The organism is Photobacterium aquae, assembly GCF_001029445.1.
GTDB lineage: Bacteria > Pseudomonadota > Gammaproteobacteria > Enterobacterales > Vibrionaceae > Photobacterium > Photobacterium aquae.
This window is the reverse complement of sequence record NZ_LDOT01000001.1, coordinates 160,728-174,107: the sequence shown is the minus strand read 5'-3', so window position 1 is coordinate 174,107 and position 13,380 is coordinate 160,728. Positions and strand designations below refer to the sequence as shown.

The window sequence follows — 13,380 nt, the reverse complement described above, 5'->3', positions numbered from 1 at the left end:
AGACAATTTCAGCCTGAATATCAATAGATGCATGATTCATCGGCTAACGATCACCCTGAAACCAGGAAAAGTCAGACATATTCATAGATACAGGCCCAGAAAACGAAGATTGATCGATTAACGCTTGATCATTGTTCCTGACAATTCATGCCGTAGCAGAAACGATGATCAAGGCGATGAACCATGTAAATTGAATCAACGATCGCAGGGAAGGATCCGAAACAATGATCAAGGATGAAGATCAATAATCGCAAAACAATACGGAAGCATGATAAAGTACCGCTAATTTACGGAAAATGTAGACTGGACAAGGGCTGAGCAAGCATTAGCAGCCGTAATAAATGGCGCATTATCATGACGTAACCGTGTTCTGGCCACGAATTGAAATACACGATTGTCATCTTGATCATTTCTCCGCACCGGACACATGATAAAATCTCCAAAGATTACGGTAAGTGTCATTTTGAATATGACTAAATAAACAGCAGGTTTCGAACTGACAGCGCAGAAATGAGGGCAATGGCCGCTCCACGAGGTTTGAAATACACAATCATGATCATCGCTCCAGTGGAAATCGCTTATATTTAACGGGCAAAAACGATGATTTTAGGAATACGCCTAGCGCTCTGTGGATAAGTCTGTGGGAAAACTGTAATGCTACATTGATCATGCTTGCGACATTGTTTTGATCATCGTTTCAAACTTATGATGATCATCTTTTCGGATCGACTATGATCATGTTTACGGAGGGCTTTTGATCAGCGTTCCGGAAGTATGTTGATCATCGTTCCATCTGGGTCTTTTTTTATTCCTATTTAAGTCAATAACTTACGATGGAAAAATTGACCAGATCATAAGATCAGTTAATCATAGAGATCAAAATAATCATAAAAGATCAGTTATATAGAAATAATAAAAAGATCTTTCTTTCTTGATCTGTTTCTATTAATCTTTCACGGAAAAATGATGTATCTACGGCAAGTGATCAATGAACCCACCAACGACTCCTGAAACTAAAAATACAGAAAAAATCCTTATTCAGGCGCCGCGTACGCACCGAGATGGCCACTTGTTTGCCATACCTGCAAATTTGATCGACTGGCTACCTCAGTACCAACATTTCAAAGGTGTTACCAAGAGTATTATTGAACTCTTGAATTTAATTTCACTGCGTGGGCTATCGACTCAAGACGGGATGGTATCGACAACTGAACTTGTCGAAGCAACCGAAGGACAGTTAACCCGGGCGGCTATTCAGCAGCGTTTGCGTGCCGCAGTGAGTGTTGGCCTGTTTCGTCAACAGCCTGTTCGTTTCGAAGAAGGTCTGGCTGGCAAGACCATGCTACATCATTTTATCAATCCGGCGTTGCTTGTTTCCCAACTAGGCACCGGCAGCCTTAATTCTGATCAAAGCAGAGCACAGGCAAAACAAAAACGTTCAAAAGCCTTAGCGCAAAATTTTGTTAATCGACAGCTACTCAGCGAACATGGCCTGGGTACGCCGCCAACCATGCCAGATGAGGCAGATCAGATCGTCGTCTCTCCGACAAGCTGGGCGGGGATCATCGATCAGGCGCTCGCGCCTCCTCGTACCAAGAAAAGTTATCAAAAATCAATGGTGGCGATCAGCGGAACCAAAGCGATCATCGAAACGCGATCGTCCAAGTCAATTATGACGGTTGATGATTTGATGACCTTGTTTGCCTTGTTCACAATGACCGTGCAGTATCACGATCATCATCTGGCTGACTACGAAATTCAGACCCGTACCATGGGGAATAAAACGCCGATATACATTACTGATATTCTGGCGTTACGTGGCAAGAAAGACAGCGGCCCCGCGCGTGATTCGATCCGCGAGAGTATCGATCGCATCGAGTTTACCGACTTCCAGCTGCATGAACTAACTGGGCGTTGGCTTAGTGACAACATGCCGGAAGGATTCAAAAGTGATCGCTTCCGTTTTCTGGCCCGAACCATCACCGCTTCTGAGGAAGCACCGAAGGAAGGCGATGACGGCGAAATCAAGATCAAGCCTAATTTGTATATTCTTGTTTGGGAGCCGTCGTTTTTCGACGAGTTGCTGACCCGGGATTATTTCTTCCTGTTCCCGCCCGAGATCCTTCGCCAGCACATGTTGGTCTTCCAGCTCTACACCTTTTTCCGGAGCCGGATGTCACGCCGGATCAATGATTCGATGCTGCTCAGCGAGCTCAACCAGAAGCTGGCTCGCAATATTGAATGGCGCCGCTTTTCTACCGATTTGATCCGCGAATTGCGCAAATTGGCCGAGGGCAAGATCACCGATAATGTGTTTGCGGTGAATTTGTGGGGATATCATTTGACGATTACCCCGCACGAGGAAAACAAGCGCTATTGCGATTACCAGATTGACATTCGTTGCGATGCCGATGAGGTGATCCGCTTCTCGCGGGCCAAGACGACCAATGAAGGCAAGCGCTCAATGGCACCGACCATGCCCAACCCGCTGCGTAATGAAATTATGCCGCGGCAGGAGCTCGATCAGCTGTCTGAAATTATTGACGGCGAATTCGAGCCGATCCAGCGCAAGGAAGGGCGGACCAAGGGGCGACTCGGCCGCAGGGTTAAGCTGCGTAAGCATTTGGTTGAAATCAACGCAGATGAATTGACCATAACTTTGTCTAAATACACCTCTCCAGAGGCCCTGCAACGCAGTATAACGGCGTTATCGGCAATGAGTGGTCACTCTGCATCGGCAATCAGCGAAGAGTGCCATACGCTGCTGGAGAAGCTTGATTGGCTGCGGGTCAGCGGTGAGGTTGTCCCGTATGAGACGCTTAGCCGGACCATCGAGCTTTACAACGAGCAGCAAGATGCACGTCATTTGTCGATTGAGCGTTTGATCTCCGGCCTTGCCGTGCGTCGCAAGGTTTGCAAATTGGTCTTCGAGGGGCACTACAACGAGCAGGTTATGACAGCCCTTGACGATATGGCCCAATGACATTGATCGTCTGATCCCCTCTCTCTAATGATCAAGCTATAGTAGCTTGATCATCTTTCCGTACGATTGACCCGGCTGCATGCCGATTCTCACTTGAGCCTAGCGGGCAAATTGAAGTAGTTTGGGTATATCTCTTTTATTGTCTTTAGAAAGGATTAGGCATGGGTTGGCTGGCTTTGCACGGCAAGCATGTGGCTGTATTGGCCATTTCTATTTTGTGTGCCGCCCCTGGCACAGAGGCTGCTGAAGAGCGTTTGAAAGTTGGCGTTGCCCTTAGCGGCGGCGGAGCCAAGGGGGCGGCCCATATTGGCGTATTATCGGTATTGGAAGAAAACCGGATCCCGGTTGATATTGTGACCGGTACCAGTATGGGAGCCTATGTCGGCGGGATCTATGCGATGGGCCTGTCGGCCGATGAACTGTACCGTCGGACGCTGAAGGCCGACTGGTCTTCCGGCTATGAGGATCGGGTCGGACGCAATGATCTTGTTCTGCGCCGCAAAAAACAAAATGACGATTATCAGATTTACACTGATATCGGTATTGATATCGATGGTAGCTACCAGTCCAAGTCGGGGGCATTTCAGGGGCAGGGCATGGCAACGCTGCTTGGCCAATTGACCGGCAATTTGCCAAGGCTCGACAGCTTTGATCAGCTGGCGATACCTTACCGGGCGGTTGCCACGGATATTGTCAGGGTTAAGCCTGTTGTGCTCGATGGTGGCCACCTTGCAACGGCGATGCAGGCATCGATGACGGTGCCCGGCGCCCTGCAGCCGGTACGGATCAATGATCAAGTACTGGTCGACGGTGGCGTGGTCAACAATATGCCCGTTGATGTGGCCAAATCGCTCGGGGCCGATGTGGTTATCGCGGTGGATTTGCGCGATAGCTTGTTTGCCGAGGCGGAGTTGGGCAGTGCGTTCAATATTATCGGCCAGCTGACGACATTCATGACCAATTCCAGTGCCGATCAGCAAAAGGCACTGCTGACAGAACGCGATACGTATCTTCAGCCGGAAGTCGGTTTTATGCTGGCCCCTGATTTTGACAAGATGGAGCTGGCCTACGCGGCCGGTCGGAAAGTGGCACTGGCGGCTTTGCCTGAGCTATTGCGCTATCAGGTATCATCTGATGAATATCAAGCCTACCGGGCGAGCAAGCTCGATCGACGTAGCCGTTTGACGGCGAGCTCTGCCTATTACATCGACCGAATTGACATCATCAATGGAACTCGTCGTTCCGATGCCGCATTAAGGGCATTGCTCAATCTAGAGCCCGGGCGGGTGATCAGTGCCAGCGAGCTGGATCGGGCTGTCAAACGACTAAACAGCGAAGATATTTTCGAGCGGATCACCTACCAGATTGATCATCAAGAGGGGGTCAATGTGCTGGTGATGGATATCAACGAGAAAAGCTGGGGGCCGGGCTATCTCAATTTCAAGTTTGCGTTTGAGGACGATTTTGCCAATCGTTCGGATTTCTCCTTCGGCGCACAGTATATCTATACTGATTTGACTGACAAGGGCGGTGAATGGCAGTTTGAATGGCTGCTCGGTAGCTGGAAACAGATCCATACCAGTTTCTATTTCCCTCTGGACTACCAGAAGACGCTGTTTACCAATTTTGGGGCGGGGTGGAACCGAGAACTGCGCCAGTTCCGCTTGTCCGAGGAGCAGGCGGATTTCATAGGCCGTGAGCCGGGAAGCGTGGTCGAGACCGAGTATGAGGTCTTCCACGGATTTGCCGAGCTGGGATGGAATCTGCGGCCATGGAGCTCCCTGACGCTGGGTTACCGTGGGCAGCGTGGCAAGGTGGTGGAAACGAACCAGATCAACCGCCAGGATTATGATGTCCACGGGCCTTATATGGCCTTTGTCTATGACGATCTGGATAATATGTTCTTCCCTCGGACGGGCTGGCTATTGGAAGCTGAGCTGGGGATGGGGACGAGTACCAGCCAAGTCAATGCGTTGGATGAATTCGAAGATGACAACGTCTACTACGACGTCAAGTTGTTTAAGCCGATCAGTTATGACAAACACAGTTTGCTGGCTATCGGTAAGTTCTCCGGCAGTGAGGGCGACGATTTACTGCCTATTTACGTCCAGGATCTGGGCGGCCTGTTCAATATGTCGGGCTACCATCGCTATGAGCTCAATGGGCGCTACCGCCTGTTTACTGGCTTGATTTACAGCTACCAGTTGATGGAGAACAATTTCGGTGCGCTGTCGATCCCTGTGTATATCGGCGCCTCTATCGAAAAAGGCAATGTGTGGGATCAGGGCGAGAATATCAGTTGGGGGGAAACCCTCAATGCCGGTAGTGTGTTTGTCGGGTTGGACTCACCGTTGGGACCGATCTATTTCGCCTATGGTCAGGCGGAGGGCGGCGAGCATTCAATATATCTCTCTGTCGGTACTGTTTTTGACTAAGGAAGGGGCGCTGGATAGGGCGATTTATGCGATAAACTTTGTAGTTTGTGGTTTTTGACCATGATCGTTGCGTAATAAATGGAACGCATAGCTAAAAAAAAGCTATTATTTGACGCATTTTGACAATTTTCTGACATCGAGTTGTATTTTTAGGTCAATATAGTGCCCGGATATAACCTTTGTCCCTTTCGATGAGATAAGTGGTTGCCCGTCATGGATGGCGGCGCAGACTTTGTCACCCTCTCGAAATGCAATATATGAGTTATTTTTGCGAGCCATCGACCGGCTCGCTTTTTTTTGCCCAAAATTCAAGCCGCCGGGCACCAAAGCCCCCGAAGGGGCTGGTTGGGTAGCTGTGTTTCTCCCCCCGTTGTTGATATCTTATTGAGTTTGCCAACAGCGGGGGAGGGGAATAACAGATAATTACAGGATGGCTTAGCGACTAACCAAGGCCACAGCTTCTTGTGAGAGGCGGGTTATTTCGGTCCAGTCACCGTTATCGATGAGCGTTTTGGGGAGCATCCATGACCCGCCCACGGTTGCCACGCATTTCAAGGCTGTGTATTGCTCGACATTGGCCGGGTTGATACCGCCTGTAGGGCAAAAGCTGATTTGCGGCAGCGCTGCTGCGATGGCTGCCAGTGCCTTGGCTCCGCCGTTGGTTTCGGCCGGGAAGAATTTCAGATCCGTATAGCCAAGCTCCATAGCCTGCATGATTTCGGATGGCGTCGCCACCCCGGGGATCAGTGGCACGTTGCCGTTTTTGGCATGGTTGAGCAGGGCTGGGGTCATACCCGGTGAGATTGCGAACTTGGCTCCCGCTGCCACGGCGTCGTCGTATTGCTTGGCCGTCAGAACCGTTCCTGCTCCTACCATTGCTTCCGGCATGGCTTCGGCAATGGTACGGATAGCGTCAAGGGCACAGTCGGTTCGTAAAGTGATCTCGAATACAGATATCCCACCAGCCAATAATGCCTTTGCCATAGGGAGGGCATTTTCTAGGCGCTCGATAACCATCACAGGGACAACCGGCGAGGCGGCAAAAACAGTCTGTGGGGCGATTTTCCAGTTGGTCATGATTGTTCCTTAATCGAAAGTGTTCGCACTGTGTATTATCGCACCGTCTTCGCTCTATCACATTGAAAATTTTAGTAGGATTAATGGGATTCAGCTCTGGCTCCAGAACGATGATCAAGCTGAATGATGGTGATCCCATTACGGGATCTAGCCATGATCATTGATCCGCATTGATATGGATCTTGTTCGCAGTAAGCAATGGGGCATAAATAGCGGATTCATTATTTACTACTATGGCTATTACTGGCGCTAACAGGTCGTAGGGCGTTCTGTTACCCTATATCTCCTAGTTACCTCAAATGTCCATAGTGTGCTTAAATGAGCGACTTGAGGCAGCTGGCTATAATCACAACAATCACAACAAAGGAGTGGGGAACGTGGTCAAATCACAAGTCTTGGAACTGCGTCTCGGAAAGGTTCAGGCAATGGCCGCTGGTGGCCGCGACAGTGCTATCGACAAGCAGTTGGTTGAATCTGTGGTGGTGAACGAATTGGGTATTGTCGGTGATGAGCAGGCTGAGTCGTTTCATGGTGGTAGTGAAAGGGCATTGCTGCAATATGACTGCGGTCACTATGATGGCTTGCGTCACCAGTTTCCCGACGCCTCGGGGTGCCTTGTGCCGGGGGGCTTTGGCGAGAATATCGTTGCGGCCGGTATGAACGAGGAAACGCTGTGTATCGGTGATGTAGTGATGATCGGTGATGTCAGGGCACAAATCAGCCTGCCGCGTGCGCCTTGCTTCAAGCTCAATGACCGTTTTGGTGTTGCTGATATGGCTCATTATGTTCAGCAACATGCGGTAACCGGTTGGTTTTATCGGATTCTGGACGGGGGACGTATTGCCGTTGGCGATGAGATTGTGGTGATCAAGCGTCCAAACCCGCAATGGTCGATTGCTAGAGTCATGCATTACCTTTACATCGAACCTGATAACTTTGCCGTTGCTGCTGAGCTGAGTGTTTTGCCTGCGCTGGGGAATGAAATTGCCCGGGTCTTTGCCAAACGGGTTGATAGCGGGCAGGTGGAAAATTGGCAGGGGCGGTTATACGGCTCAAGCCGAAAGCCGACAGATGATAATACAGCGAGCCGCTGAACGCAGGCTTCGCTATATGGGGTGTAAACCTAGGCCGGCTCGATATGGTCGAGCAGCGCGAGCATGCTGCTAAGCGTAGTGACCTGTGGTGGGAGGTATGATCCTACAGAGGAATGCGCATTGTAGTGAAAGGTCGGGACATCGGCATTGATCCCGGCCTGTATTCCCTTGACGGTATCATCGACGAACACGCAGTCTTGCAAACGGTACCCCATGTGCATAGCAGCATAATGGAGCAGATCCGGATCGGGTTTCCAGCTGCTGGCGTCGAAGCCGCTAAATAGCTTGCCTTCAAAATAGGGCATGAGCTGTGTTAGTCCGAGGGCGTGCTTCATTTTGAACACCGGGCCATTGGAGGCAATACACATGTCGATCCCCTTGGCTTCCAGCGTGGCGAGCAGTTCGGGGATACCGTCTATGGGCTTGAGGTATTGTTCGAACAACTGGCGGCACTCTTCGCGGTACATGGGCTCTAGCTCGTCGATGGAGGTAGTTACGCCTGTACGGGCTTTAGTCTCGGCAAGGATGTCGACAATTTTTCCACCTTGGAAATTTGCGATGCACTCTGCCAGTGACAGTTGTCCTCCTTGACGGGTGAATATATTCACGAGGGCCTGATTGCACAGAATTTCGCTGTCCACCAAGGTACCGTCACAATCAAAAATTACACAGCGTGTCGGATGCTTTTTTTCCATCACTCTTCCCCCCGGCAAGAATTGTCCTTGCTTGATTGATAATCCAGGCCGGGTTTGGCGACAATGGCGATATCGGCAAAGTGTTAGCTGGCTCTCTTCATTTTATTTCTCTGGCTGCGTTTTTGTGCTGTGTGGCGTGCATTGGGCCGATGAGGGGCTTGTTGGCGCGTAGGCGGCAATGAAATCTGCTAGTATCGCTAATCCACTATCATTTTCGTGTTGCTCTGCCAGCAGGAACTCATAAATAGCATCTTCGTGAGCCTGGACCAGCTCGAATAGCTCCTTGTGTTCGGTGGCTGCTGCGGCTTGTTCGCGGTAGCGTAGGGCGTAAGGTTCAACCCACGGGATCATGGTGTCGATCAGGGTAGGCCAATCCAGTCCCAACCATTTTTCGGCGTCTTCGAGCCCTTTGTTTTCCATCTCGTCATCTTGACTCGGGCAAGGATAATTGGCCGCCTCTAAGCCATTTTTGAGCCTGTTGGCAGTAATTTGTTCTACTTGTATCAGATGTTGCCATTTATTGATGTGGCTATCATTACTATACTTCTGGGCAAAAGCAGTGAAAAAGGCAATGCCATAAAGCTCGCCGAGGTAGGCTGAATAAAGTTGTTGTAACGGCATGGAGGGCTCCTTGTCGATGATGGCCTGTTTTCGGCTTACACGTCTGGGTGGATGGCCAAATATTATAAGGGGTAGCTATGTCTTCATCTATTTTTCCGTCATGGCTTGGCGGGTATGAAGTCAGGGAGCATGTTAATAATCCTAATATCAGGGTAGGAGAGCATACCTATTATTCGGGGTATTATCACGATAAGCATTTTGAGGATCACTGTGTTCGCTATTTGCTCGGGGATCATTCCAGCCGGGCCGTATGGGAATCGGGGATATTTGGCGAGGTTGATCAGCTTATCATCGGCAAGTACTGTTCGATTGCCTCGGGGGCGACCTTTATGCTGGCTGGCAACCAGGGGCATCGCCATGACTGGGTGTCGTCATTCCCGTTTGATGTCAGCAAGTTTGGCGACAAGGTGAAATCCGGTTTCGAGCGGGCTGGAGATACGGTGATCGGCAATGATGTTTGGATTGGCTCCGAGTGCGTCATTATGCCGGGGGTGACTATTGGTGACGGGGCGGTGATTGGGGCCCGTGCAGTGGTGACCAAAGATGTGCCGCCCTATGCTGTCGTGGTGGGGAATCCCGGGCAGGTGATCAAAAAACGTTTCGACGAGGACTTGGTTGCCAAGCTGATCGAAATGAAGTGGTGGGACTGGCCACTTGACCAATTGCAGGCCAATATGGATTTGATGTGCAGCAATGATATTGATGCACTCTATCAGCGTTACTGCCACCAGCAGAAATAGCAGGCGGCCACACCGTTCGCTTCTCGGTATGCCAAGCAGGCCAGCATTATGCTGGCCTGCTGTGTTTTAATTCCCCCTCCCTCATTGATGCTCTTGTCGTCTTCCTATTTATATTCTTTTTCCCTACGCATTACCGCGTTCCTACCATCCACTCCCATTATTGACCGTTTGTCGCATCGCGCGGCAATGGTGCGGTATTGGCCGTACTCTCAAATACAACAAGACGGGTATTCGGTTTACCTGATAGGGATTGCGAGGATTGCGAAATGAAAAAAATAGGGTTGTGGGCTTCGTTATGGGTTGTGGGGATGCATATGGCATATGCCGCACCGGACAGTGCGTTGATCAACGCCTATAACGAGGCGGCGATGGGGAACGAGGATCGGGTCGAAGAGGTGTACCACCAACTCAATGGGTTGATTGAACAGCAAGGCGCGACACCTTTAACGTTGGTCTATTTGGGAAGCACTCAAATGCTGCAGGGGCGTGATGCCTTTTTGCCGTGGAACAAGATGAAGTACGTCGAGCAGGGCGTTGCCAGCATTGAGAAAGGGCTTGGACTTATTGACGCGATGGCTCAGGACAAGGCGCAGGCTATGCCGGATATTGTGCAGGGGCTGCCGGAAAATATGCTGGCCCGTGCGGTGGCGGCGATTTCTCTGAGCCAGTTGCCGGATTTGTTCAACCAACTCGACCACGGATACGACCTGTACCTTGGGTTATTGGCCGAGCCTGCGTTTAGGTCGGCGAACTTTGAGGCGACGGCATGGATTTACGGCGGTGCCATCGAGGCGGCGCTGCGTAGCGGTGACTGGGTTCAAGCCGAGGCATGGCTGGCCGAGATGGGGGAGAGACACGAGGATCATCCTCAAACCCTGAAGGCAAGGACGTTGGTGTTCTCGGATCGTGGCCTGTAAGGAGGAGACAATGCTGACATTTGAGAATCTTCAGCGCCAATACCGCCTCGGAGGGCAGCGGGTCAATGCGTTATGCGGGGTGAGCGGCCAAATTGAGCGGGGGGAAATGGTTGCCCTTTGTGGGCCATCCGGCTCGGGGAAGAGCACCCTGCTGAATATTTTGGGGTTGCTCGATATGGCATACGACGGCAGCGTGGTGCTGGATGGCGAGGTGATGCCAAAGGCCGGGAGGCTGGTACAACAAAGGCAGGCAGCTACGTTACGTCGGAGCAAGATGGGATTTATTTTCCAGCGTTTTAACCTGATCCCCGTGATGACCGCATTGGAGAATGTCTGTTTTCCCCTGATGCTAAACGGCATGGACCGCCATACTCAGATCCGTTTGGCGACTGAGATGTTGGAAGCGGTTGGCCTTGCCGAGTTCATCCATCACCGCCCTGATCATCTTTCCGGTGGCCAGCAGCAGCGGGTTGCCGTTGCACGGGCGCTGGTCCACAGCCCCTCACTGGTTATCGCCGACGAGCCGACGGCGAGTCTTGATAGCCAGAGCGCCGGCAAGATTATCGCCTTGATGAAGGCTCTGGGGCACCGGCAAGGGACGACCTTTGTCATCGCAACCCATGATCCCCGGATGGCTAGGCAATGCGATCGGGTGATGACGTTATGCGATGGCCAGATCAGCGAGGAGGGGATGTCATGGGCAAGTTAACACTGCGTGTTATATCACATAGCGAGAGCTACCGTTTGGCGTGGCGCAATATCTGGCGTAATCGCCGCCGTAGTTTGCTCTCGGTGACGATCATTGCCATTGCGGTATTTGCGCTGTCGGTGGCGGGGGGATTCGGGCTCTATACCTACCACTCGCTGCAAGAGGCGGCAGCGCGAGATAGCGGCCATTTGATTTTGAGCCAGCCCGGATTTTTCGAAAAAGATGAGGAGATGCCGCTCAGCAATGGTCTCGAGCGCAACTCGGCGTTGGAGCAGGCGATAGTGTCATCGCCTATGGTTCGCTCGCTCCAGCCAAGGATTTACCTGTCGGGGCTGGTCTCAAATGGCAATAAGTCGACGATTTTTACCGGGACGGGGGTGACGGCGAGGGAGTTTGCGATGAAAGGGCCATTTCTGACCATGATCAAGGGGAAAACCCTGTCATCGGTGAATTCACCTCGCTACAACCCCGCCGAGCCGCAAATTATGCTTGGTGAGGCGCTGGCGGCCAATCTGCAGCTTGGGGTGGGTGACTGGGCAACCTTGTTGGCAACAACCCGCCACGGGGCATTGAATGCGATTGACTTCAAGGTTCGGGGGATTTTCTCTACCGGTGTTCCCGAGCTTGATAAGCGCCAACTGTATATTCATCTCGATACGGCGCAGTCACTGTTGGACTCAAACCGGATCAGTACCCTGTCGGTGTTTTTGTTCGATACGCCGGATACCGAGCGAGTTTCCGGTCTGATCGGAGGCTGGGCAGAGCAGTTCGTGGAGGGTGAGCTGGCGATGACACCGTGGCATGAGCGGGCATTCTTCTATACCAGCGTCAGGGCACTTTACGATCGGATATTCGGCCTGCTGGGTAGCATTTTGGGGCTGGTGGTCTTTGTGGCTCTGTTCAATACCATGACGATGTCGGTAGCCGAAAGAACGCGGGAGACCGGGACCTTGATGGCACTGGGATCCCCTCCTTCGGAATTGGTGCGGGGGTTCTTGCGCGAGGCAGGTTTGCTGGCGGTGCTGGGAAGCCTTGCCGGGGCACTGCTGGCGGCGTCGGCCTCGGTGTTTTTCATGGTCGCGGATATTTGGATGCCGCCTCCTCCCGGACACAGCGAAGGTTATCCGCTGCAGGTGTATTTCTCATGGCCGTTGGTACTGGCGGCAACAATAGGGTGTGTGGCCATTTGCCTGTTGGCGGCATGGTTTTCGGCACGAAAAGGGGTTGGCAGACCGATCACGGAGGCATTGGCATATGTATAGGCTATGGATTGAACAGGTAAGGGGCGGCAGGAAATTATTGCAGGCGATTGGCACGGTGTTCGTTTTGTGGGGGGCATTATGTTCAGCGGTGTGGGGGACGCCAACGGAGATGGCCGATATGGCCGGGAAAGCAACGACTGCCAGCACGGAAACGCAGGATGCCGGACAGATGCTGGCCAGAGCCGATCACTACCGCAGCGATGGTGGTGATATCAAGGTGGTGTCGGAAGTCAGCCTGTATGAGGAGGGCTCACTCGATAAGCGCCGCCGTTACCATGTTTATACCCGGGCGAAGCGTGAGTCACTGGTTGTGTTCAAATCGGACGTGGAGGCCGGGCAGAAAATGTTGATGCTTGGTGATAACTATTGGCTGTTGATGCCCAAGAGCCGACGTCCGATCAGGATCACCCCGATGCAGAAATTGCTTGGCGAGGCGTCGGTGGGGGATATCTCGACCTTGACTTGGAGCCAGGACTACGCCGGCCAGTGGCGAGGCAGCGAAACGATAGAGGCTATTGATGGTAAGCCGGTGCTGGCTAATAAATTGGTGCTAGAGGCGACACTGGGTGGGGCGAGCTATCACCGGATCGAGCTCTGGCTTGAGGCGGGGAGTGATTTTCCGCTCAAGGCCAATTTGTATCTTCGCTCGGGGAAAATGGCCAAGGTTGCCTATTATCACCGCGGGATCCGGGATGGCTCACCGGCTGTGGTTGCGATGACCCTGCTCGACCAGATCCAGCCCGAGCGGAAAACGGTGATTGAATATGTGGCGTTTGCGCCGTCTGCATTGGCCGATAAGTATTTCAACCCCGCCTATCTTTCCCGAAATGGCGTCTCGGAGCTTTAG

11 protein-coding genes are annotated in these 13,380 nt (G+C 51.9%); 8 read left to right on the top strand and 3 right to left on the bottom strand.

What is annotated here, in order from left to right; genetic code table 11:
- Positions 1–988 precede the first annotated feature (988 nt).
- Positions 989–2,983 (top strand): replication initiator protein RctB domain-containing protein, encoded by a 1,995-nt coding sequence (locus ABT56_RS00745; protein WP_047876926.1) that lies wholly within the window; start codon positions 989–991, stop codon positions 2,981–2,983.
- A 161-nt stretch (positions 2,984–3,144) separates the two neighbouring features.
- On the top strand, positions 3,145–5,418 hold the full coding sequence (locus ABT56_RS00740; protein WP_053062341.1) for a patatin-like phospholipase family protein: 2,274 nt from the start codon (positions 3,145–3,147) through the stop codon (positions 5,416–5,418).
- A 435-nt stretch (positions 5,419–5,853) separates the two neighbouring features.
- On the opposite strand, the gene ABT56_RS00735 is transcribed toward ABT56_RS00740, so the two are convergent.
- The gene (locus tag ABT56_RS00735) at positions 5,854–6,495 is read right to left on the bottom strand and encodes a bifunctional 4-hydroxy-2-oxoglutarate aldolase/2-dehydro-3-deoxy-phosphogluconate aldolase (protein ID WP_047876925.1); all 642 of its coding nucleotides are present in this window, start codon (positions 6,493–6,495) and stop codon (positions 5,854–5,856) included.
- Positions 6,496–6,872: 377 nt separating this feature from the next.
- Here ABT56_RS00735 and ABT56_RS00730 point away from each other — a divergent pair, with 377 nt between their 5' ends.
- Entirely contained in the window at positions 6,873–7,589 is a 717-nt protein-coding gene (locus ABT56_RS00730) for an MOSC domain-containing protein (RefSeq protein ID WP_053062340.1), read from the top strand.
- Positions 7,590–7,618: 29 nt separating this feature from the next.
- Here ABT56_RS00730 and yieH read toward each other — a convergent pair whose 3' ends face one another.
- Positions 7,619–8,284: a 6-phosphogluconate phosphatase gene (gene yieH, locus ABT56_RS00725; protein WP_047876924.1), complete on the bottom strand. Its 666-nt coding sequence runs from the start codon at positions 8,282–8,284 to the stop codon at positions 7,619–7,621.
- Between the two features lie 102 nt (positions 8,285–8,386).
- Positions 8,387–8,905, bottom strand: a complete 519-nt coding sequence (locus tag ABT56_RS00720; RefSeq protein ID WP_047876923.1) for a hypothetical protein — start codon at positions 8,903–8,905, stop codon at positions 8,387–8,389.
- A gap of 77 nt (positions 8,906–8,982) precedes the next feature.
- Here ABT56_RS00720 and ABT56_RS00715 point away from each other — a divergent pair, with 77 nt between their 5' ends.
- From ABT56_RS00715 to ABT56_RS00695, 5 genes are all read left to right on the top strand, one after another.
- On the top strand, positions 8,983–9,645 hold the full coding sequence (locus ABT56_RS00715) for a CatB-related O-acetyltransferase (RefSeq protein ID WP_047876922.1): 663 nt from the start codon (positions 8,983–8,985) through the stop codon (positions 9,643–9,645).
- 266 nt (positions 9,646–9,911) lie between these two features.
- Complete coding sequence (locus ABT56_RS00710; RefSeq protein ID WP_047876921.1) at positions 9,912–10,562, top strand: hypothetical protein; 651 nt, start codon at positions 9,912–9,914, stop codon at positions 10,560–10,562.
- A 10-nt stretch (positions 10,563–10,572) separates the two neighbouring features.
- Positions 10,573–11,271, top strand: coding sequence for an ABC transporter ATP-binding protein (locus ABT56_RS00705; RefSeq protein ID WP_047876920.1), 699 nt, complete (start codon positions 10,573–10,575; stop codon positions 11,269–11,271).
- Positions 11,259–12,533: an ABC transporter permease gene (locus ABT56_RS00700; protein ID WP_047876919.1), complete on the top strand. Its 1,275-nt coding sequence runs from the start codon at positions 11,259–11,261 to the stop codon at positions 12,531–12,533. Before ABT56_RS00705 ends, ABT56_RS00700 begins: the two co-directional genes overlap by 13 nt.
- A 109-nt stretch (positions 12,534–12,642) precedes the next feature.
- Positions 12,643–13,380: an outer membrane lipoprotein-sorting protein gene (locus tag ABT56_RS00695; protein WP_047876964.1), complete on the top strand. Its 738-nt coding sequence runs from the start codon at positions 12,643–12,645 to the stop codon at positions 13,378–13,380.

Excerpts from the sequence above, each read along its gene's own strand:
- ABT56_RS00715 (WP_047876922.1), top strand. The coding sequence starts at position 8,983 with ATGTCTTCATCTATTTTTCCGTCATGGCTTGGCGGGTATGAAGTCAGG.
- ABT56_RS00700 (WP_047876919.1), top strand. The coding sequence starts at position 11,259 with ATGGGCAAGTTAACACTGCGTGTTATATCACATAGCGAGAGCTACCGT.
- ABT56_RS00695 (WP_047876964.1), top strand. The coding sequence starts at position 12,643 with ATGGCCGATATGGCCGGGAAAGCAACGACTGCCAGCACGGAAACGCAG.
- ABT56_RS00740 (WP_053062341.1), top strand. The coding sequence starts at position 3,145 with ATGGGTTGGCTGGCTTTGCACGGCAAGCATGTGGCTGTATTGGCCATT.
- ABT56_RS00720 (WP_047876923.1), bottom strand. The coding sequence starts at position 8,905 with ATGCCGTTACAACAACTTTATTCAGCCTACCTCGGCGAGCTTTATGGC.
- ABT56_RS00735 (WP_047876925.1), bottom strand. The coding sequence starts at position 6,495 with ATGACCAACTGGAAAATCGCCCCACAGACTGTTTTTGCCGCCTCGCCG.
- ABT56_RS00705 (WP_047876920.1), top strand. The coding sequence starts at position 10,573 with ATGCTGACATTTGAGAATCTTCAGCGCCAATACCGCCTCGGAGGGCAG.
- yieH (WP_047876924.1), bottom strand. The coding sequence starts at position 8,284 with ATGGAAAAAAAGCATCCGACACGCTGTGTAATTTTTGATTGTGACGGT.
- ABT56_RS00710 (WP_047876921.1), top strand. The coding sequence starts at position 9,912 with ATGAAAAAAATAGGGTTGTGGGCTTCGTTATGGGTTGTGGGGATGCAT.
- ABT56_RS00745 (WP_047876926.1), top strand. The coding sequence starts at position 989 with ATGAACCCACCAACGACTCCTGAAACTAAAAATACAGAAAAAATCCTT.